The sequence below is a fragment of the Edaphobacter sp. HDX4 genome (genome assembly GCF_036877565.1).
GTDB lineage: Bacteria > Acidobacteriota > Terriglobia > Terriglobales > Acidobacteriaceae > Edaphobacter.
The window spans coordinates 1-21,493 of record NZ_JAEDXW010000008.1 but is presented as its reverse complement, the minus strand read 5'-3'; the positions used below and the strand labels follow the sequence as shown (position 1 = coordinate 21,493).

General features: G+C 56.5%; 19 protein-coding genes. 14 read left to right on the top strand and 5 right to left on the bottom strand.

What is annotated here, in order from left to right:
• Positions 1 to 96 precede the first annotated feature (96 nt).
• The 6 genes from msrA to JAO29_RS09720 all read left to right on the top strand — a co-directional run bounded on the left by msrA (position 97) and on the right by JAO29_RS09720 (position 7,101).
• Complete coding sequence (msrA, locus tag JAO29_RS09745) at positions 97 to 609, top strand: peptide-methionine (S)-S-oxide reductase MsrA (protein ID WP_334268017.1); 513 nt, start codon at positions 97 to 99, stop codon at positions 607 to 609.
• Positions 610 to 722: 113 nt separating this feature from the next.
• Complete coding sequence (locus JAO29_RS09740; protein WP_334268016.1) at positions 723 to 1,979, top strand: ROK family transcriptional regulator; 1,257 nt, start codon at positions 723 to 725, stop codon at positions 1,977 to 1,979.
• Between the two features lie 123 nt (positions 1,980 to 2,102).
• The gene (xylB, locus tag JAO29_RS09735; RefSeq protein ID WP_334268015.1) at positions 2,103 to 3,593 is read left to right on the top strand and encodes a xylulokinase; all 1,491 of its coding nucleotides are present in this window, start codon (positions 2,103 to 2,105) and stop codon (positions 3,591 to 3,593) included.
• Between the two features lie 72 nt (positions 3,594 to 3,665).
• On the top strand, positions 3,666 to 5,402 hold the full coding sequence (locus JAO29_RS09730; RefSeq protein ID WP_334268014.1) for a sodium:solute symporter family protein: 1,737 nt from the start codon (positions 3,666 to 3,668) through the stop codon (positions 5,400 to 5,402).
• An 11-nt stretch (positions 5,403 to 5,413) separates the two neighbouring features.
• Complete coding sequence (locus JAO29_RS09725; RefSeq protein WP_334268013.1) at positions 5,414 to 5,638, top strand: hypothetical protein; 225 nt, start codon at positions 5,414 to 5,416, stop codon at positions 5,636 to 5,638.
• A 50-nt stretch (positions 5,639 to 5,688) separates the two neighbouring features.
• A complete protein-coding gene (locus JAO29_RS09720; protein WP_334268012.1) occupies positions 5,689 to 7,101 on the top strand; it encodes an L-fucose/L-arabinose isomerase family protein in 1,413 nt (470 codons plus the stop codon).
• 108 nt (positions 7,102 to 7,209) lie between these two features.
• On the opposite strand, the gene JAO29_RS09715 is transcribed toward JAO29_RS09720, so the two are convergent.
• Together JAO29_RS09715 and JAO29_RS09710 are read right to left on the bottom strand one after the other, a co-directional pair.
• A complete protein-coding gene (locus JAO29_RS09715; protein WP_334268011.1) occupies positions 7,210 to 7,986 on the bottom strand; it encodes a GntR family transcriptional regulator in 777 nt (258 codons plus the stop codon).
• Between the two features lie 140 nt (positions 7,987 to 8,126).
• On the bottom strand, positions 8,127 to 10,493 hold the full coding sequence (locus tag JAO29_RS09710; RefSeq protein WP_334268010.1) for a WD40/YVTN/BNR-like repeat-containing protein: 2,367 nt from the start codon (positions 10,491 to 10,493) through the stop codon (positions 8,127 to 8,129).
• A gap of 123 nt (positions 10,494 to 10,616) precedes the next feature.
• Between JAO29_RS09710 and JAO29_RS09705 the strand changes: the two genes are divergently transcribed.
• The 5 genes from JAO29_RS09705 (at position 10,617) to JAO29_RS09685 (ending at position 16,041) form a co-directional block, all read left to right on the top strand.
• Positions 10,617 to 11,771: a Gfo/Idh/MocA family protein gene (locus JAO29_RS09705; protein WP_334268009.1), complete on the top strand. Its 1,155-nt coding sequence runs from the start codon at positions 10,617 to 10,619 to the stop codon at positions 11,769 to 11,771.
• A 24-nt stretch (positions 11,772 to 11,795) separates the two neighbouring features.
• Complete coding sequence (locus JAO29_RS09700; RefSeq protein ID WP_334268008.1) at positions 11,796 to 12,935, top strand: dihydrodipicolinate synthase family protein; 1,140 nt, start codon at positions 11,796 to 11,798, stop codon at positions 12,933 to 12,935.
• A complete protein-coding gene (locus tag JAO29_RS09695) occupies positions 12,935 to 13,744 on the top strand; it encodes a sugar phosphate isomerase/epimerase family protein (RefSeq protein WP_334268007.1) in 810 nt (269 codons plus the stop codon). The genes JAO29_RS09700 and JAO29_RS09695 overlap by 1 nt, the downstream gene beginning before the upstream one ends.
• 138 nt (positions 13,745 to 13,882) lie before the next feature.
• Positions 13,883 to 15,058, top strand: a complete 1,176-nt coding sequence (locus tag JAO29_RS09690; protein ID WP_334268006.1) for a diflavin oxidoreductase — start codon at positions 13,883 to 13,885, stop codon at positions 15,056 to 15,058.
• A gap of 353 nt (positions 15,059 to 15,411) precedes the next feature.
• Complete coding sequence (locus JAO29_RS09685; RefSeq protein ID WP_334268005.1) at positions 15,412 to 16,041, top strand: NAD(P)-dependent oxidoreductase; 630 nt, start codon at positions 15,412 to 15,414, stop codon at positions 16,039 to 16,041.
• A 290-nt stretch (positions 16,042 to 16,331) separates the two neighbouring features.
• On the opposite strand, the gene JAO29_RS09680 is transcribed toward JAO29_RS09685, so the two are convergent.
• Together JAO29_RS09680 and JAO29_RS09675 are read right to left on the bottom strand one after the other, a co-directional pair.
• A complete protein-coding gene (locus JAO29_RS09680; RefSeq protein ID WP_334268004.1) occupies positions 16,332 to 16,721 on the bottom strand; it encodes a DoxX family protein in 390 nt (129 codons plus the stop codon).
• Between the two features lie 211 nt (positions 16,722 to 16,932).
• Positions 16,933 to 17,844 (bottom strand): NmrA family NAD(P)-binding protein, encoded by a 912-nt coding sequence (locus JAO29_RS09675; protein WP_334268003.1) that lies wholly within the window; start codon positions 17,842 to 17,844, stop codon positions 16,933 to 16,935.
• A 167-nt stretch (positions 17,845 to 18,011) separates the two neighbouring features.
• Here JAO29_RS09675 and JAO29_RS09670 point away from each other — a divergent pair, with 167 nt between their 5' ends.
• The gene (locus tag JAO29_RS09670; RefSeq protein ID WP_334268002.1) at positions 18,012 to 18,692 is read left to right on the top strand and encodes a TetR/AcrR family transcriptional regulator; all 681 of its coding nucleotides are present in this window, start codon (positions 18,012 to 18,014) and stop codon (positions 18,690 to 18,692) included.
• 278 nt (positions 18,693 to 18,970) lie between these two features.
• On the opposite strand, the gene JAO29_RS09665 is transcribed toward JAO29_RS09670, so the two are convergent.
• Positions 18,971 to 19,411, bottom strand: a complete 441-nt coding sequence (locus JAO29_RS09665) for a DUF6526 family protein (RefSeq protein ID WP_334268001.1) — start codon at positions 19,409 to 19,411, stop codon at positions 18,971 to 18,973.
• Positions 19,412 to 19,623: 212 nt separating this feature from the next.
• Here JAO29_RS09665 and JAO29_RS09660 point away from each other — a divergent pair, with 212 nt between their 5' ends.
• Together JAO29_RS09660 and JAO29_RS09655 are read left to right on the top strand one after the other, a co-directional pair.
• Positions 19,624 to 20,508: a deoxyribonuclease IV gene (locus JAO29_RS09660; RefSeq protein ID WP_334268000.1), complete on the top strand. Its 885-nt coding sequence runs from the start codon at positions 19,624 to 19,626 to the stop codon at positions 20,506 to 20,508.
• A gap of 77 nt (positions 20,509 to 20,585) precedes the next feature.
• Positions 20,586 to 21,493 (top strand): LysR substrate-binding domain-containing protein (locus JAO29_RS09655; protein ID WP_334267999.1); only part of this gene is annotated, 908 nt, incomplete at its 3' end.

Genomic DNA, 21,493 nt, shown 5'->3' with positions numbered 1-21,493 from the left:
GCACTTGGAGTGTGCAGCTTTTGACAGAGACTTCCGATAGACTTGATCCGAAAGGCGCCGAAGCGCTTAGGGCGCGTGCAAACCTGGAGGTGAATCATGGCTTCAAGCGAACGGGCGGTTCTCGCGGGTGGATGTTTTTGGGGGATGCAGGAGCTGCTGCGTCATCGCCTCGGCATCATCTCGACTCGGGTTGGCTATAGCGGTGGTGATGTGCCCAATGCAACCTACCGCAACCACGGCTCTCATGCTGAATCGATAGAAATCTTGTTCGACCCTGACATCATCAGCTATCGTCAATTGCTTGAATTTTTCTTTCAGATTCACGATCCCACGACGCGAAATCGGCAGGGAAACGACATGGGAGCGAGTTATCGATCGGTGATCTTCTACATGACCCCTCGTCAAAAAGAGACGGCGGAGGAGACCATCGCAGACGTGAATGCCTCTGGACTCTGGCCTGGAACCGTGGTGACGGAGGTTGTACCCGCCGGCCCCTTCTGGGAGGCGGAGCCAGAGCATCAGGACTATCTTCAGCGCATCCCGCACGGCTATACCTGTCACTTCGTTCGTCCAAATTGGAAGTTACCTTCCAGAGTAGAGTCCAGGTGAACCGTAGACGAACATATGCGGTTTAGGGGGTGACTATCTTACCTTCCATAAACCGGCTTATATTATGATCGTCGAAATTAATGAAGACTCAATCTGATAAACGTGAAGGCGCCATGGGTCCGACCGTATCTTCGCAACAGTACGGAATACGGCGAATCGACCTTTCTTCTGCCCAGCTTGCGTCCAGCGAAATGGCTCGCGATATCAATCGCGACATTGTTCTGGAGTTCATCCGATTCAGACAACCAGTGTCTCGAGTCGATTTGTCCAGGCTTTCCGGACTGCAGCCGAGTACAATTTCTGCCATCGTAGAAGACTTGATCGCCGAAGGCTGGGTCAAGGAGGGAGCTGTCGTTCGAGGAGGCCGTGGCCGTCCCTCAACGATGTTGTCGGTGAATGAAGACCTAGTAACTCTTGCCCTGGATATACGCCCCAATCAGGCAATTGTCGCCGTAGTCGATCTGACCGGACGCTTCCTCTCACACGAAACTATCGCAACCGCTACATCCCCCGAAGCCGCTGTCGCCAAACTCGTAAAGAAGATGCAGTCTTTACGGAGTAGATACAAAGAGAAGACGTTCGAAGGCATTGGGGTAAGCGTCCCGGGGCGTGTCGATCCCGTTACCTCTCGCCTGCTGATGGCTCCCAACCTAAAGTGGGGTGGTTTCGATATCAAGGCTGCGCTCGAAAAAAGCATGGGCCTGCAGGTAGAGATCGATAACGATGCGAACGCCTGCCTTTTATCTGAACTATGGTTCGGACATCTGGAAGGCGTGCGGAATGCGATTCTCATTGCGGTATCTGAAGGTCTAGGCACAGCGATTCTGGCTGGCGGCCAAATACTGTCCGGTTTTAACGGACTCGCCGGCGAGTTCGGCCACATCCCGGTGGATCCCCGCGGGCCGCTCTGTGGTTGTGGTCAGCGCGGCTGTTGGGAGATGTTTGCTTCGTCGCGTGCTGCCCTCAGGGCCCACCGTAAGTTCTCTCGCAATTCCCAGGTGAAAGATATCCAGGGGCTTCTCCGTCTGGTCCAGGATCGAGATGCTTCCGCGTTGAAGGCGATCAAGGCACAGGCTGTGGCTATTGGACGGGGCCTCCGCTTGGTCACCGCGGCCCTGTCCCCCGAAAGAATCCTGATCACCGGAGAGATAACCTCATGCTGGGATGTTGTCGGACCGCTAATGCGGGCGGAACTGGAGTCTGGAATGCTTGCTGGATCAGCTCCGCAACTGATGCCGGCCGGAGATGGCTATCTCGCCCGCTTGAGCGGGGGAGCCGCGCTGCTGATGCAAAGACACTCCCGGTATCACCGATCCACACATGTATCACGCGCGAACCGCCGGGAGCGACGATCGCGAACCCAGTCCTAAGAGTAGAAATTAGCTTTTTATCAGCAACTTCAGGCATCATGCATTGTTCGTCGATTTTCGGTATACGTTTACTCAAGAGAAGAGCGGCAGGCAGAGGCGTTGTGCTCTGTGCGGAGGCAAGGGATGTACCTCGGGATTGACTGCGGAACGCAGGGAACGAAAGCTCTCCTCATCGAGGAGAAAGGAAAGCCACTAGGCAGAGGCTACGCACGACACGCATTGATCGAGCGGGAGACAGGAGCGCGCGAGCAGGAGCCGCAATGGTGGATCGACGCCCTGCGAAGTGCAGTTCGGCAGGCCATGGCTGAGGCTCCCACCGCCAAGGTGTTGGCCATCGGGGTGTCCGGACAACAGCATGGCTTGGTGGTTTTGGACGAATTCATGCAGGTAATTCGGCCGGCAAAGCTTTGGAACGACACGGAGACTGCACCTCAAAATGCAGAACTGATTGCCCGCCTCGGGGGTGCTACCGGAGTACTCGACAAAATCGGCATTCTTCCCCTGACCGGCTATACGGCCTCAAAGCTCCTCTGGCTCAAGCAGAATGAGCCGGAAAACTTCTCTCGCATCCGCCATATTCTCCTGCCGCATGACTATCTGAACTTCTGGCTGACTGGGCAATGCGTCGCCGAATATGGTGACGCTTCAGGCACCGCCTTCTTCGATGTTCGGACGCGCGAGTGGTCCAGGCAGGTTTTGGATTCCATCGATGATGGATCAGGACATCTCTGGAAGGCTCTACCGAAACTACATAAGGCAGAGGACATCATTGGTTCCATTCGACCCGAGGTCGCAAGTGAACTGGGCCTTCCCATGGATTGTGTCGTCTCCACAGGTGGGGGTGACAACATGATGGGAGCAATCGGTACCGGCAACGTGAAAGAGGGCATCGTCACATTGAGCCTCGGCACCTCCTCCACTGTTTACTCCTTCTCCCGCCATCCCGTCGCAGACACCACAGGCTCTGTTGCTCCCTTCAGTTCTTCCTCCGGCGGATGGCTGCCTCTGGTTTGCACCATGAACGCCACCAACGTCGTAACGCAGACGCTGAATACGGTCGGCAAGAACGTCGACTATCTCGATATCGCGCTTGCCCAAACCAGACCAGGAGCAGATGGCCTTTGCTTTATCCCTTTCCTCAATGGAGAACGTACGCCTGACCTTCCGGGTGCGAGGGGAACGCTTACCGGAATTTCGTCGACCAATTTCACGGCCGACAATTTGATCCGTGCCGCAGTAGAAGGTGTAAGTTTTGGGATTCTGAGTGGCTTGGATCTGGTCCTTGATGGTAGGAAACCGAGCGTTATCTTCGCTATTGGTGGGGGGGCACGGTCAAAGGAGTGGCGTCAGCTTCTGGCTGATGCTACTGGTGCAACCATTCAGGTCCCGGTCGAGGAAGAAGCCGGATGCCTGGGAGCAGCGATGCAGGCGATGTATGCCTTCGGACAGGCCTCCGGACGCGCCGAAACAATGGCGGAAATCGCGGATCGGTGCGTTGCCGTCTCCCAACAGGACAAGCAGGTGCCACGTCCTGAATATTGGGAAGCCTATCGCACCGCAATCCAGAAGTATCGGTCTCAATTACAGGAACTTTATCTTCGTCAGGACCTCTGAGAGGTTGTAGACTGTCATGGTTATTTCGCGGGAACAAATAAATCTCATCTGTAATCTTCTGGGGCTAGCCTGATGCCGATCTCCTGCTCACATTTGTTATTGCTCTTTGCTCCTCATCAACTGACCGTTCTGGCCCCCATCGACATCGCGGTTCTCGCGCTCTACTTTGTACTCGTTATCTTCATCGGCTTCTACGTCAAAGGATCTACAAATACAAGCGAAGAGTTCTTTCTCGCCGGACGGGAGATGTCGGCTTGGATAGCAGGGTTGAGCTTCGTCTCAGCGAACCTTGGCTCTCTTGAATTGATGGGGTGGGCAGGTGCGGCGTACCAGTACGGCATCCTGGCAGCGCACTGGTATTGGATCGGCGCGATTCCCGCTATGCTCTTCTTGGGCATCGTGATGATGCCGTTCTATTACATCTCGAAGACACACTCTGTTCCTGGCTATCTGCAACTCAGGTTCGGAGAAGGTGCCAGAGGGGTTAGCGCTGTCTCCTTTGCCCTCATGACAGTACTGATGAGCGGAGTCAACATGTACTCCATGGCTCTGGTGATGAAAGTGGTACTCGGCTGGAACATCAGCTTCTCCATCTGGATCGGCGCCGTCACAGTGGCTGTTTACGTTATGTTGGGTGGGCTCCGCTCGGCCATCATCAATGAAGTGCTGCAGTTTGTGCTCATCTGGGCCGGCGCTGCACTGATACCGATTCTCGGCCTGATCGAAGCAGGTGGTTGGCAGAACCTGAAGGCTCAGATTGCTGCCAACGTAGGCTCAAACGACTACACCCATCTGTGGAGCACACTGGGCAGCTTCCGCGATAATCCCATGGGTGTCCACTGGACCGGAATCATCTTCGGTCTCGGCTTCGTCATCAGCTTCGGATACTGGACCACAGACTTCCTTGTCGTACAGCGTGTGCTCTCCGCGAATAATCTTCGCTCCGCGAAGTTGGCCCCAATTATCGGGGCGGCCTTCAAGATGGCAGTTCCTCTCATCGTCATCGTGCCGGGCCTTCTCGCTCTTACCGTCCTCAAGAACCCGGATGGAAGCATGATGCATCTCGTGGGGCAGGACGTAGCTGCTGCGACTGGCCAGCACAGCTATAACGAAGTTCTTCCGCTGATGTTGATTCGGTATTGCGGTCCTGGACTGCTTGGACTTGGAATTACGGCTCTTGTCGCAGGATTCATGAGCGGCATGGCAGGCAATGTCAGCGCATTCTCGACCGTATGGACCTACGATCTCTACGGAGCCTACATGAAGAAGGATGCTCCGGATAGTCACTATGTCTCTATGGGGCGCTGGTCGACGATTGTCGGCATGCTGGTGTCGGTAGGAACCGCCTACCTGGTGGCCCATGCAGCCAGCATCATGGACTATGTCCAGGCATTGTTCAGCTTCTTTATCGCGCCGCTGTTCGGAACCGTGATCCTGGGCATGCTTTGGAAGCGAGCAACACGCTCCGGCGGTTTCTGGGGTCTGCTCTCGGGAACCGTAGCGTCTATAGCCATGTGGATTTGGGTTCAGCGGGACGGTGCAGCTCTGCGCTATATTGCGCTTTCGCCGGATGCCCGTCCGATGGCAGAGAACCTATATCGCGCACTTTGGAGCTTTCTGATCTGCGTCGTGGTCACTTATGTTGTAAGCCTGCTCACAAAACCGACACCGGTTGCTGAGTTGGCGGGTCTCGTCTACGGAGCGACCGAGATCCCGGACGACGATTCGCCACATCTTTGGCAAAAGCCTATCTTTTGGGCCTGCGTCGTAATCGTGGTCTTCTTTATCTTAAACCTGATGTTCTGGTAAGGAGAACAGTGATGGCTGAAGGGACAGGGCGTGGAGAGAAGCTCTCCATCTGGTTTTTTGTTGGGATCCTACCGTTGATGTACGGGATAATTCTGCTTCCTTACGGGATCTATGAAGCAATGGGACATGAGTCCCCGACCACCCTCCATCAGCTTCATCCGACGATGTGGTGGGGGCTGCTGCTGCTGATCTTCGGTGCATTTTACGTAATCCGTTTTCGACCTCGTAAAGGTTGAGGTCTCTAAAAACAGCCGTTCGCGGCATCAAGAAAAGAGGTAAAGGAAGTATGGGCAGGCAGATGACTTTTGGCGTTATTGTAGGGAATCGCGGCTTCTTTCCGAGCCACCTGGCAGCGACAGGCCGGACGGAAATGATTGCAGCTATTGAGCGGCAGGGTTACAAAGCAGTCGTTGTCACTCCGGAGCAGACTGCTTTCGGAGCGGTGGAGAGTTATACAGAAGCAAAGATCTGTGCCGACCTGTTTCAGCGGCACGCCAACGAGATCGACGGAATCGTCGTTACCTTGCCGAACTTCGGCGAAGAGCGGGGTATAGCCGACGCTATCCGTTTAGCTAACCTTCAGGTTCCTATTCTGATCCAGGCGACTCCCGATGACGCTGGCAAAATGAGCATCGCTTTTCGCCGCGACAGCTTCTGCGGCAAGATGTCTATCTGCAACAACCTGCGTCAGTATGGAATTCCCTATACCCTTACAACATTGCATACGGAAGCTCCGGACTCCGAGGAGTTCACGACCGATCTGCAGACCTTCGCTGGCACCTGCCGTATCGTTCGTGGCTTCCGGAATCTCCGCATCGGGGCGATCGGTGCCCGTCCGGCGGCCTTCAACACCGTGCGTTACTCCGAGAAACTGCTCGAAAAGAGCGGCATTACTGTCGATACCCTTGATCTGAGCGAGGTCATCGGCAGGATTCATCGTCTCGAGGACGGAGAACACGAAGTGCAGGAGAAGCTCAGTGCGATCAAGAGCTACCTTCCCGTTCATGAGGTGCCTGAGGTCGCGCTCATCAAGATGTCCAAACTCGGCGTGGTTATAGATAACTGGATGAAGTCCAACACGCTCGATGTGACGTCCGTCCAGTGCTGGACCTCAATGGAAGAGTTCTTCGGCGTGGTTCCATGCACGGTAATGAGCATGATGAGCGAAAAGCTCCTGCCCAGTGCCTGCGAGGTCGACACCATGGGAACCCTATCTATGCACGCTCTCACCCTTGCAAGCGAGACGCCCTCGGCTCTCCTCGACTGGAACAATAATTACGGCGGCGATCCAGACAAGGCTGTCTGTTTTCATTGCTCAAATCTCCCGAAGCACTTCTTCCGCGAAGGTGTGAAGATGGACTTCCAGCAGATCATCGCCGGAACCGTAGGGAAGGACAACACATTCGGAACTCTGGACGGCAGGGTTAAAGCCGGTCCTATGAGCTTTGTGCGATTCTCGACCGATGACTTCGGGGGCACCATCAAGGGATACGTTGGGCAGGGAAGCTTCACCGATGATTCGCTCAACACCTTTGGCGGAGCAGGCGTTGTAGAGATCCCGAATATGCAACATCTCCTGCGCTACATCTGCGAGAACGGCTTCGAACACCATGTCGCTGCAAACTTCTCTCACGTTGCAGAAGCCGTGCGGGAGGCAGCGCACAAATACCTCGGCTGGCCTATGCATCTCCACAACTAGGGTCCAAAGGGGTGTGCATCGATCAACAAAGGCCATTAGCGTGCCACAAGATTCTCCAGCCACGCTAATGGCTTCTTTGCCGCCAGCACCTCGCTCTGAGTAAGGCAGCTACTCGATCGTCGTCGTCGGAATGCGAATCAGGGCGCGATATCGATCTCCGCGATAGCGCGAACACGCCACTTCGATCGGTCTCTGCTCCTTGGTCATGATCGTGCGGGAGATCGATAGGACACTTGCTCGCTTAGGAATCGTCAGCAGCTCCGACTCCTCGCGTGTGGCCGGCAAAGCTTCGATAATCTCATCTGCCCACGCCACCTTCACCCCGTAGTTCTCACGCAGGATGTAATAGAGCGACTGGTTTGCGAAACTGATCTTCTCCAGTCCTGGAAAGCGTTGCAGGGGAACAAAGGACTCTTCCAGCGCCATAGGCATCCCGTCTGCCAGCCGCAGGCGCCGAAGTTTCAGCAGCTGCATCTCAGGTGAGATTCTCAGCGTCTCTGCAAGATCCTCTCCTGCGTCGATCACGGTCTGCTCCAGAAGCTGTGAGCTGGGTTGCATTCCCCGCTGTTTCATGTCCTCCGTAAACCCACGGAGATGCATGATGTTCTTCTCCAGCTTAGGCTTGGTGACAAAAGTCCCGCGCCCTTTCTGACTTAGCGCATATCCCCGGCTTTTCAGGCCATGGAGAGCCTGTCGGGCGGTCATTCGACTCACTTTATAGGAGCGTGCGAGTTCCTCTTCGGACGCGAGCAGATCTCCTTCCGCAAGTTCTCCCGAGTGAATCCTCTCCAGAAGTGCGCGTTGGATTTGATAGTAGAGAGGGATGAAGCCGCTTTTATCAAGCGGTTGAAGGGCTGCAATTTCCTGACTTGGAGTTCTCGGCACGGTGTCTATCTGTCTCCTGGGGGTCGTTCGAGCGCTACCAGGTAGCCTTATGTCTCGTTTCTATCTGTAGGAGGAAACGTTTGTCTACTATTACGACAAAACCTGGGAATCTGTTCACTATTTCGAACGTACGATCTTGCTTATGGCTTCAGCCTGGAGGTCGTTATGTCCTGCGCTGCCGGGCCTGATAGAGAAATGTGCCATACGCCACCTCCAAAGGTGGAGATATACACCTTCCCGGGATGCTCCGGATCAGCCTGCACACGGTGCCCCCATTTGAAGTTGAAGCTCGGGATCCGCGTCCAATGTTCACCTCGGTCGTGAGATACCCAGGCCGTCGATTCGAAACCAGCCGCATATAAGGTGTGCGGATCATGGGGGTCGATCGTGACATCGTAGATGTGGCGATCGCGCTCAAGCGTCCATCGCCAGGTGCGGCCGCCGTCAGAAGAAATGGCAATACCTCCATAACGGCCGTTGAATACATGTGTGGCCCGCCCCGGGCGATTGTTGTCGTTCGATTTCGTCTCTTTCAGATCCAGCGTCGGAGTTGCCCGAGCCCACAACGCCAGGTAGATACGGGAGCTATCCTCCGGGTCGATTGCAATGCCGTTCGGCGCATTGGCACCCTTCGGAAGCGCTACCGAAGTCCAATGTTCACCATTGTCCGTAGATTGATACAGCGCTCCGTCTCCCGAGTTCCCAATGCTTCCGTCTTCGCTCCGGCGCGCTATCAGCGCATACAGAACCCCGTTGGAACTGCGCGCTAGCCGCCATCCCAATGCATTCTTCTGTGCAATGCCTGCATTCACCGGAGACCACGAGTGTCCATCGTCTCTCGATCGATAGATTCCGTGTCCCATGGTTGCGGCCCACAACGTTCTATGGCCGGGCTGAGTACTCGGATCGATCACCAACGAAGTTGGCGCCGTCGACGGCATCCCCGTACTTGACGACCGCCATGTTCGGCCCCCATCTTCCGAGACGCAGATTCCTCCTATGTACTCCTCGGTCGAGCGGTGACGCCACATCTTGGGTCGTGGAAGATCGTGAATGTCACTCATCGCGGCCCACATCTTTCCCGGTATCGTGGGATCGAACATGACCGAGTATGTCGTGTTCCGCCATCGTGCAGGAACACCATCGACGGACCGCAACCACGAACGGCCACCATCCTCGCTCCTGAAGAGTCCAATGTCGGTAGTAAGGATGAACCGGCGCTTCGAATCGAATGGATCGAAGAGGTACCCATAGGTAGTCGTCACGTCCAGTCCGGTACTAGTCCACGCTTGCTTAGCTCCACCAGAATCGGTTAGCGGCTTCGAGTATCGAGCTGTCCAGACATGCCCCCCATCCGTTGTCGCGAGCGTTCTTCCCAGGTCCGTTACATAAGCAAGATCAGGATTCTGGTCGTCCACCGTGAGGCTGAGCGGTTCCTCCGTCCACGCGGGCGTCATAGCGTCCGCGATCCACGCATCGTGAACATTGCTGGCCTCTCGATTCGGAGTCGATCTCCAGACCAGCTGCCAATGCTGCCCGAAATCGTCGGTCCTGGCGACTCCCTGCAGCGTCTCTCTATCCAGTTGCATGCCTCGGTAAGAGGCATATGCAATCTCGGGGTGAGAGAGGCTCGTGGCGACTTCTCGAACCTTTGTTCCCTCGCCGGGGAGGACTGATCGTTCCCATGTACTGCCCCCATCCTTCGTAACCATCAGTTCTGGGTGTGTTCCGTCGGTCACCCCGTACGCAGTCGAAGGAAGATCCACTGTCGCGGGAAAGCCGAGTGACAGACTACGGAGGGTCATCCCCGCGGGAACGGATCTCTCCCGCCACTCTCCATGAAGGCGAGTCTGGATACCGTGCGCCGTGGCGACATAAATATCGCGCTCATGCTCCTCAGAACGCGGGTCCAACCATAGACGAAACGCACCCTCCGAGAGATGGAGCAACACGCGCCACGCTCTCCCTTCGTCGTACGACACAACTACCTCATTACTACCTTGGTTTTCAGCGGTGGCATAAAGGGTCTTTGAATTTGCAGGATCGACAGCAATGCTTGTGATGCTACCGATCAGGTTCGACTTTGCGACCACCGTCTCATCAGCATGGTCGGAATCCATCACAATGGCGCTCACAGTCTCGGGCCTGGGCCATACCAGCTGCCAGGTCGCGCCATCATTGGTGCTCCGCCACAGAACATCGGTTCCTGCATAAAGGGTGCCGCGGCGATTCGGATCGAAGGCGAAGAAGTGGATGCTTCCTCTGAGATCGAACATCCGCCAATGATGGCCGCCATCGTGGCTGATATATGCTCCCGTCATATCACACGACAACAGAACCTCATTCGGATCGTGCGGGTTGATCGTGACATGAAACATCGCGCCTCCTCCACCCGGACCCACGATACGAGGCTCTTCGGCTGAAAGCGGTTGCCACAACGGAAGCACGATCAGGAGCCATAACAGCGGGCTCCATACCGGTAAATCCCATCCGATTCTTCTGCTCAAATTGCCACCGCTCCCATCCTTCATTATGATCCCGTGAAAGTTTCTTTCTGCTGCAATCCCGAATTTTGTCCTCCTGCAGGGCTTCAATTTACTTGGAGGACATTCACTTTTCCTGGAGTGTGAATGCAAAAGATTGGCATCATCATGAATGGCGTGACCGGGCGCATGGGAACCAACCAGCACCTGGGGCGGTCCATCGCGGCAATTCGTAAGCAGGGCGGGCTCCGTCTGCAGAACCAGACCGTTGTCATGCCTGACCCGGTGCTCGTTGGTAGAAACGAAGAGAAGCTCAGGGCTCTTGCAGATCATTGGGGTGTCGATCGCTTCTCGACCGATCTCGATGCCTGCCTCTCCGATAAGCAAAACACCATCTACTTCGACGCGCAGCTTACCCGCCTTCGCTTCAACAGCGTCCAGGCAGCTCTCAAGGCTGGCAAACATATCTACTGCGAAAAGCCATTGGCTTCCACGGTTGAGGAAAGCCTGCAACTCGCTCGGGAGGCTCAGAGCGTTGGCATCAAGAATGGAGTCGTGCAGGATAAGCTCTTTCTTCCCGGAATCATTAAGCTGAGGCATGTGCTACAAACCGGCCTGCTGGGCAAAGTTCTTTCAGTCCGGGGCGAGTTTGGATACTGGGTCTTCGAAGGTCCAAATCCTCCCGCCCAGCGCCCCTCCTGGAACTACCGCAGGGAAGAAGGTGGAGGCATCATCCTCGACATGTTCCCTCATTGGCAGTACGTTCTCAGCAATCTGTTCGGCGAGGTTAAAACCGTAAGCTGCACAGCCCGCACCACTATTCCTCGCCGCGTCGACGAGACGGGATCCGAATACGCATGTACAGCAGACGATGCTGCCTATGCGACCTTCGAGCTGGAGGGAGGCGCCGTCGCCCACATCAACTCGTCATGGGTCACGCGGGTCAATCGCGAAGAGCTCCTGGAGATCCATGTTGACGGCACGGAAGGTAGCGCTGTTGCTGGCCTTCGTGAGTGCAAGGTCCAACCCAGAGCCGTCACTCCGAAGGCAATCTGGAACCCTGATATTCCCAACCCGATTCCATTCCTGGATGGCTGGCAATCCGTTCCTGCGATCGTTCCGGAAGAGAATGCATTTAAGGTCCAGTGGGAGATGTTCCTGCGTCACGTACTCGAAGATGCTCCATTCCCTCACACCTTTCTCGAGGCTGCGAAAGGTGTACAGCTTGCGGAAGCAGGGATGCGTTCCTGGTCTGAAAGACGTTGGGTGGACGTCCCCGAACTTATTCTGAACGAAGGCTGATCTCGCCGAACAATGATAGGAGCAATGATGAAGAAGATTCGGCTCCCCCTCGAGGGAGGGATAACTGAGTATTGCCTGAGCGATCAAAGCCCCTGGCCCGCTTCTCCCAGCCCGCCCCCTCGTTCGCGCGTGGTCTACGCTGCCGCCCACGTCGTGATCGATCCTCTCCAGCCGCAGAGGCTCGATATGGAAGCGACCATGGCTTTCAGGCGTCATCTCTGGTCGCTTGGATTTGGAGTAGCCGAAGCGATGGACACGGCGCAACGAGGAATGGGACTGGATTGGAAGAGTGCTCGAGAACTCATCCGAATTTCGGCCAGCGACCGATCCGGAGCGATTGCCTGCGGAGCAAACACCGACAAACTGGATGCCGACACGCCAGCCACGGTGGATGATGTCATCCGGGCATATGAGGAACAATGCGAGGTCATCGAGACCGCTGGTGGGCGGGTAATCCTGATGGCCAGCCGTGTTCTGGCACGATGCGCGCGCGGCGCCGACGACTATGTCCGCGTCTATAGCCGCCTGCTCTCTGGTTTGCGACAGCCGGCGATACTGCATTGGCTGGGCGAATCCTTCGACCCTCAGCTGAAAGGGTACTGGGGTTCCTCATCGATTCCTGAAGCTATGGAGACCTGCCTCGCGATTATTGGCGAAAATCGATCCATGATCGACGGAGTGAAGATCTCGCTGCTCGATAAACAGCAGGAGATCAAGATGCGCCGTCTGCTGCCGGAAGGCGTGCGCATGTATACCGGCGACGACTTCGACTACGCGGAGTTGATTCAGGGAGATGACCTTGGTTACAGCGACGCGCTGCTGGGTATCTTTGACGGAATCGCACCTGCAGCGGTGGCAGCCTTCCGGGCGCTCGACGACGGAGACCCTGTTGCCTACCGGAAGATCCTGGAGCCGACCGTTCCCTTATCCAGACACATCTTCGAGGCTCCGACTTACTTCTATAAGACGGGTCTCATCTTCCTTGCTTACCTCAACGGCCATCAGAGACACTTTCGCATGTTGGGTGGTCAGGAGAGCGCTCGCTCTATCCAGCACCTCGCTAAGCTCTTCGTGCTGGCCGACAGGTCGCGGCTGTTGTCGGACCCTGAGCTGGCGCTGCATCGGATGAGGTTGGTACTTGAACTATCCGGAGTGGAGGCATAGTGGCTGATCTCGAGAGGCTGAGCTTCAACCAGATGACGGCAGGCAAAGCCTCCTTGCGGGAGGTTATGAATGCCTGCCTCCAGTCCGGGATACAGTGGATCGGTCCGTGGCGTCATGCCATCGCTGAGAACCCAGTACAGTGGGGAAGAGACCTGCGCGAGGCGGGTCTTAGGGTCTCGAGTCTCTGCCGGGGAGGAATGTTTCCAGCAGCGACCTCCGAAGAGCGGCGAAAGAGGATCGACGACAATCTTCGGGCCATCGATGAGGCTGCAGCCCTCGGCACAGATCTGCTGGTGCTTGTGAACGGACCTGCTCCTGGTAGAGACATCCAGGGAGCACGGCAGATGGTTGCCGACGGAATCGGTGCGGTCGTGAGTCACGCAGAAAAGTGCGGCGTCCGGCTGGGTATCGAACCGCTCCACCCCATGTTCGCCGCGGACCGGAGCGTCATCGTAACCATGGACCAGGCGAACTCAATTGCGGAGAGCTTCTCTCCGGGCACAGTCGGACTGGTGATCGATGTCTACCACGTCTGGTGGGATCCGCGTGTCTACGATGAGATTTCACGGGCCGGCGAACGCATCTTCGGCTTTCATGTCTCCGACTGGATCGTCCCACTCCCCGATACGCTGATGGGTCGCGGGTTGATGGGAGACGGTGTCATCGAGATCCAAAGGCTCCGGCGTGCTGTCGAACAGGCCGGCTACAAGGGACCGATTGAGGTTGAGATCTTCAATGAAAGGCTTTGGAGCCAGTCTGTTAGTGAGATCGCGACCCAGGTTGCGGAGAGGTTTCTGAAGGTGGTTTAGAGGCCGGACGGAGAGTTCGTCAGAGCCAATTCTTGTCGCCTGAACTACGGTCAGAATGCGTCAATTGCGCCTCTCCGGCGCAGATTTTTGCTGCATCCGAACCATGGAATTTGGCCGCGAAGCGTTTACCATATAGGGATGAGCGAAGTTCTGGAGCAGGAAACAAAAACTGGGGCGGGGCACGCCCAGAAGTACACCCGTAATAACCCCTACATGTCTGTCGTCAACGTCAACTATCTCCTGACCGCGGAAGGGTCGGAGAAGGAGACGCGTCATGTAGAGCTGGCCCTGGAAGAGGGCATGACTTATACGCCCGGCGATGCCGTTGGAATCATTCCGGAGAATCGCGCGGAAGCTGTCGAGGACGTTCTGAAGGCGCTCGGTTTCAAGGGCGATGAGCGGGTGCTGGATCATTACAAGGTTGAGATCTCCCTTGAAGAGGCTCTGCGGACGCGGCTCGGAATTGGAAAGCTGTCGCGCGGCAGTGTAGGCCAGTTCGCGAAGCTTGCTCCGGAGACGGAGGGTTTGAAAGTTCTGACCGGACCTGACAATCGCGCTCGCGCGGAAGAGTACTGCTGGGGCCGCGAGTTCGTCGATCTCGCCACGGATTTTCCCGGCGTCGTCACCGACCCGCAGCAGCTTTTCAATATCCTTCAGCGGCTGACGCCGCGCATGTACTCGATCTCTTCGAGCCAGAAGGTTCATACCGACAGCGTTCACACGACGGTCCGCGTGATTCGCTACGACGCCCATGGACGCAGCCGCCAGGGAGTGGCCAGCGGCCATCTCGGGGACCGGGCCGGGGAAGGCGCCAATCTGCCGATCTTCCTGCACTCGAACAACAACTTCCGCCTTCCTGAAGATGCTTCGGCTCCCGTGATCATGGTGGGCCCGGGCACCGGCATCGCTCCGTTCCGTGCGTTCCTCGAGGAGCGCGATGCTACGGGAGCACCCGGCAAGAACTGGCTCTTCTTCGGAGAGCAACGTGAGAAGCTGGACTTTCTCTACAAGGACCAGCTGCAGAGCATGGTGAACGGCGGCGTGCTGACGCACCTGCATACGGCCTTCTCACGCGACCAGCACAACAAGGTGTATGTGCAGGACCGCATCCAGGAGCACGCTCGCGAGGTGTTCGAGTGGCTGGAGAACGGCGCCTACTTCTACGTCTGCGGCGACGCTACACGTATGGCCAAAGACGTCGAGAATGCGCTTCTGGACGCGATCGCAAAGGGTTCCAATGGGACGCTGGAGCACGCTGCAGAGTACCTGGCCACGATGAAGAAGCAGAAGCGTTATCAGAGGGACGTCTACTAGCCCCCTCCTACCCTTTTTCGTGCAAAATCTTCAAACGATTGGACTTAGGCTTGGACCTTTATGCCAAAGTCTTCATAGAAGAGGATTTATGCTCGATCCTTCGTTTTCTTTTGCGTCCATGCGAATCAGCCTGGCGGGTATCCCGCCAGGCTGATTCTCTTTTAAGAGTAGCAGGCTGAGCTAAACAGATCGGCACTTACATGTTACTGATAACAGTATGTTTACGCTCTGGGGGCCTGACGGCACGTAGATCGTAAATTCTCTGCCTGGGTTAAAACAACAAGTGTCGTCTAAATAGAATCTAACGGATCCGTGGGCCATCTAAGTAAACGGAATGCAAGAGGAGGAAAGTGATGAACGTTGTTGTTTATGGAGCTACTGGAAATGCGGGTTCTGAGATCGTCAAGGAACTAGTTCGTCGTGGGCACAAGGTAACGGGTGTTGCCCGCAATGTTGAGTCGCTTGAGGGCCAGCCCGGAGTCACGGCGAAGACGGACGATCTGTCGAATGTCGATGCAATTGCAGCGGTGATCAAGGGAGCGGATGTTGTAGTCTCCGCCTATCAGCCGCCTGCGGATAACACGGATGCCCTGATTGATGTAACGGGCCGCCAGATTGAAGCGGTGAAGAAGGCAGGTGTGCCTCGCCTGGTTGTGGTTGGCGGAGCGGGACAGCTTGAAGTGGCCCCCGGAGTAACCCTGATCAAGTCGGGTTATCTTCCGGCAGAGTATATGCCAATTGCGATCTCGCACGAGAAGGCCGCCCAGGTGCTGAAGGGTTCAGACATCAACTGGACTTACATTGCTCCGGCGGCGTATTTCGTCCCGGGAGACCGCACTGGCAAGTACCGGACGGGAACGAACAACCTGGTGGCGGATGAGAAGAACGACAGCAGGATTTCCTTCGCGGATTATGCGATCGCCCTGGTGGATGAGATCGAGACGCCGAAGCATGAGCGTACCTTGTTCTCAGTCGGATATTAAATTTTTTCTGGCAGGAAGGGGCGGCCGTAGGCCGCCCCTTTTCGTTGTCTACTGTCGCGAGGGACATGCCTTACTCGTCCCTTCTACCCATATCTGCGTTTCTCGGGACTGATCCAAACGGACGCAGGCCCTGTCCAATGAGTGCATTGACCTATTCTCGCCATTTGAACTTTCGCTGCCCAGAAGTTAAGCGACGACTTGTACGTTTAGAGTTCGGATGAGCGGGCTGGACCGTCGTTGGGCCTGCGCGATGTGCCTGGAAAGAGTAAAACTGCCGCGGAGCGTGTTCTTCATATCGACCATCTATTTGCGCGCATGCAGCGCCTTAATACATACGAAGCGAAGACGAACGCCATGACGAGAATCGGATCGAATTTATCCCAGGTACTGCCTCCGCCATTCAGTTGTGAATAGAACGCGAGTAAAAGAGTGATCGCGAAACCCGCATAAATCCACTCGGTCAATCGAGGCACATTGGGAATCAGAAGACCCACTCCACCAAGGATGTGGGTCACGCCAATCAAAGGGATGATATAGAGCGGGTATCCGAGCTGCTGGTTGGCGATCCTCCATTCGCCCGGATCGTGAATTAGATATAACCTTCCGAAGTACATCCACATGAAGGCTACAAGCACGGTTGTTCCCATCGCGGCTATTTGAGTTGCTCGGCCTGCCCGCATGGATTTATTTATTGTTTGTCCGGTTTTCATAGTAAAAAGAATCCTCTCTTGCGGTCCCGATGGGATAGCCTTTCGCCTGCGCGGAACCGGACGGTCAGCCGTCCGGTCCCGCCCGTTGCACCCAACAAGAACTTTCATGTTTGGCTCAATCGTTTTGGCCGTTAGCGCCACAGCTTCCCAAGGAGCCACGCTGGTTAGGCTTGCTCCGGACTTATGCCTTGAGGGCGTTTTGTGCAGCCGCAAATACATCGCGTGCGGACGTCTTACCTGCTACGTGCTCTGTACCCGTGACTCCTAGGTCCATCCATCCCGCGTTAACGCTCTCGTACATTTCTTCGGCAGGCCCAGTGTGGCCCTTCGGGATGCCGAACTGCTCGAACGCTTGCGCCCACCCTGCACGCGGGACCGCAAAAGCTTTTACGTCGAGCGTCAGGACTTCACCCAATTGTGCGGCCACTTCATCCGCGCTTACCATCGAACCCAGCTCGATGACGCGATGACCTGACCATGTCGGCCCAGCGAGAAGGTTTGCCACCTCCGCGCCGATGTCGTCTGATGCGACCATTGTCGATTTCCGGTTTGTAGGATTGTAGAAGACCGGTAGTGTTCCGCCTTGGGCGGCCTGTAAGCCGAAGAGGAAGTTTTCGAAGAAGCCGCCTGCGCGCACAAATGCAACAGGAGAGGGCAAGCTGCGAAAACCTTGCTCCAAGAGCGATAAGGCCGTGATCATCCCCAGCCCGCTTGTCCTATTTGCGCCCATAGAGGAGAGCGCCACCAGCCGTGAGGGCACTACCTTGGTCAGCGCCTCGACATAATTCGCAATGACGCCCTTTGCTTCGCTGTAATCAGGCGATGGTGCCCATACAGCCGGCAACATAACAAACGCGCCCTCAACACCTTTGAGCGCCGCCGCTATGGCCGTGGAATTGTTCCAGTCTCCCTCGACCAACTCCACGCCCTGGTCTGCCCAGTTCGCCGCCTTCTCGCGATCACGCACAAGTGCCCGCACCTTTTTGCCTTGCTTCAGCAGGTGCCGCGCGGTGGCTCCTCCAACTTTTCCAGTAATGCCCATGACTAAAAACATGCTCGTTTTCTCCTTCTGCTCGTATTTTTTGCCGCCCATCTAAACGAGCGACCTGACCATTAGAGACATACTTTAACCATTGGTTACAAAATAATCATGGGTTATTAAATTCAGCCGATCAATGCCCGTACCGTCCAGAGGCATAACCGATGGTTGGTAATTAACAAATGGCCGACAATATCGTTGGAAAGAACTAAGCTATCGAAATGACATCGACATCACCAAGTCGCCGGGCAGAGCGCAAGGAGAGGTTGCGGGGTGAAATCCTCGCAGCTGCCAGCAAAATGTTTGCCGATCGGGGTTACGAAGCCGTGACGCTTCGTGAGATCGCTAAAGAGATCGGCTATACGCACGCCGTGATCTACCAACATTTTCCTGACAAATGGCATATTCTTGCCGAGTTAAGCAACGAGACGATCGGGCTGCTGATTCGGAACTTCGACGCGATTGCCGCTAAACATCCTGTACCGAAAGAGCGTCTTTTTGCGACTTCACGTGGCTTGATTCAGTTCTGCACCGCCAATCCACAGCAGTTCCGCAACGTCTTCTTCGGACCGGAGAACCGCAACGGCATCCGCGCTGGACGATATATCGACGACATTGGCAGGCCTTTGTTCCAACGTTTCGTGCAGCTCTTCTTCGAAGTTGCGAGGGAAGAAGGATTGCCAAGTAGCGATGACATAGTGGTGGCTCACACCTGGTGGTACACGATCTTCGGTCTCGCCACGCTCATGGTCATCCAGGGTGTTGTGCCTGACTTGCCTGACCAAAATCTCGTGGTCGAGCAAACGATCGCCACGCTTTGGGCGGGCGTCCAGGCTGTTCCGCGATTGCCGAAGAGAGCAGTCTCTAAGCGGTCCGGCCGATCCCGTGCCTCAAAGCACTAAAAAGTTTATGACTACTTAGAAGTTGTTGGAGGTATGCCCATGGAGTACCAGGACTCAACCCCTCTTCCACTGCCGTAGCCCTTCTGGTACCGGGAGAGTTCTCGTTTTACACCAAATCGCAAGTCAATCATCGAGCCCAGATTAGTAACGATATGTCGGCTTATGTTTACCTATCAAACCCCATTCAGGTCTACGAGTAGGGATAACAAAGGCAATGGGCTCATTGAGCCATCGGATCTGCCGCTGGATCAGTTCTGAGCAGGTCGCGAGTTATCTATTCAGACGCGGTGATTGTCTGCTCTCCAGTGGGTGATGCTTTGCTTGATGGCCTTGGGCTCGAGGTTCTGGGTGAGAGTCGTGCGAACGAGCGCGGCGAGTTCTTCATCCGAAGCAAAGCGGAGCGCAATCAGCTGCCGGATCGAGAGCTCAGGAATGTGCTTGATCTCATCGGGCGGAAGCACGGAGGCGATGCGGAGACGTTCCTCCAGGCGGATGATGCGGTCCTGCAGCTTGAGATCGTTGACGCGGCACTTGAGGGCGAGGATGAAGAGTGCCAGCGAGACGATGATGGACCAGTGGCCGAGGTACGGATAGTCGTGCCGGAAGTGGATTGCAATCCAGATGGCTACGCCAAGGTTGGCGATGAGCGTCGGGAAGACGAATAGGTGCATTGGGGCATCGACGCGGGCGTGCGTGGCGTAGCTCTGCGGAGGGGCCATGGAGATCCTTTCGTTCTGTTCGTGTGGATGCGGGATGAGGATAGCATGCGGGTTAGCGCGGACAGGTTCTTGCGTTCGCTACGGATAGACGGGATGGCAGCATAACCGCAGATCCTTCGACTTCGCTGCGCTTCGCTCAGGATGACACTTGGTCTCTTCCTCCCGATAACAGCTCGCAAAATAGCAGCATTGAAGTGCGGTAGGCTGGAGGGATGGCGACGAAGGCGAAGAAGAGGATTGGAGTTCATGTAGGGACGGCTGGCGGGGTTTGGACGGCGGTGGAGCGGGCTGCTGCCGCGGGAGCGAATACGTTTCAGATCTTTTCGTCCAGCCCGAGGATGTGGAAGGCCGCGCCGGTGAAGCCCGTCGATGCGGCGAAGATGCAGGAGCTGCGAGCCAAGAATGATGTGAACCCGGTGGCGATCCATGCGAGCTACCTGATCAATCTCTGCAGCCAGACGGAGAGCGTGCGGGAGAACTCGACGACGGCGTTTCGGGGCGAGGTGGAGAGGGCGCTCGCATTGGGTGCGGAGTTTCTGGTGCTGCATCCCGGAAGCTGGAAGGGGCTGACGCGGGAGCAGGGTCTGACCTATGCGGCGCAGTCGATTGAACGCGCGATCGATGGGATCGACTTCTCTAGAACCAACGGCCCAGGGAAGAACTTCAAGATCCTGATTGAGAACACGGCGGGGGCGGAGTTTTCGTTGGGTGGAAAGCTGGAGCAGGTGGCGGAGTTGGTGGAGTGCCTGAAGGCATGCGCTCCGGTGGCGGTGTGTCTCGATACCTGCCACGTGCATGTCGCAGGGTATAACATCGTTTCGGTGGATGGGTATATCGAGACGATGAAGCTGGTCGAGTCCACGGTGGGGTTCGATGCCGTGAAGGTGTGGCACTGCAACGATGCCAAGGCGGCGATGGGCTCGAAGCTGGACCGGCATGAGCACATCGGCGAAGGAACGATTGGGGCGGAGGCGTTCCGGAGATTGCTGCACGATGATCGCTTCAGCCACTGCGCATTTATTGCAGAGACCCCGGTAGATGCTCCGGGCGATGAGGCGCGGAACGTCGGTGTGCTGCGGGCGCTGGCGGCGGGGTGAGGATTTTGGTTGTCTGCTGGGGTCAGGAGTTGTGCTGAGGTCCAGGAGTTGCGCTGGGGTCAGGAGTTGCGCTGGGGATGCCAATGCGAATCAATCTCGATCTGGATACGCTGCGTACGCTTTCGGTTGCGCACGACCTTGGCAGTCTGGCACAGGCGGCGGAACGTCTTGGACGTACTCCTTCGGCCATCAGCCTGCAGATGAAGCGATTGCAGGAAGAGCTGGGCGCGCCGCTGTTCCGCAAGCGCGGGCGCGGGTTGGCTCTGACCGAAGCCGGAGAAGTTGCACTGGCGTATGCGCGTCGCATTCTTACGCTGAATGACGAGCTGGTGGACACGATGCAGGGCGCAAAGATGGCGGGTCACATCCGCATGGGCTGTCCGCAGGACTTTGCGGCGATGCTGCCGCAGGTGCTGTCGCACTTCTCATCGCTTTACCCGCGGATGCAGATCGAACTGCGCATTGAGGGCAACGCTGCGCTGGCGGATGCGGTTGAGAAGACGGAGATCGATCTCGCCGTGGTGATCGGTCATGAGGATCGTGCTGCGGCGGAGATGGTTGGGAAGCTGGATGTGGTCTGGATTGCCTCGTCTTCGTTTATGCCACCTCGGGAACAGCCGTTGCCGCTGGCTGTGCTGGGTCCACAGTGCGCTTTTCGCCGGTGCGCGATACAGCAACTGGAGACGGCAGGTCTGCCCTATCGTATTGCTGCGAACAGCCCTAGTCTGGATGGTCTGTGGGCGGCTCTGCTTGGCGGCATGGGAGTGACGGCGCGCACGGGGCTGAATCTGGCGGAGGGGCTTGTGTCGGCGGCGTCGCGCTATGGTCTGCCTGTGTTGGGACAGCTGCCGGTCACGCTGCATCGGAATGCGCGCGCGGGCGGTGTTGCTGTCGATCGTATGGCGATACTGCTCACGGAGGGTCTTCGGCTGGCGCTGTACTCACAGGCGAAGGGCAAGGCTGCGGGCGTCACAGGCATCAACGC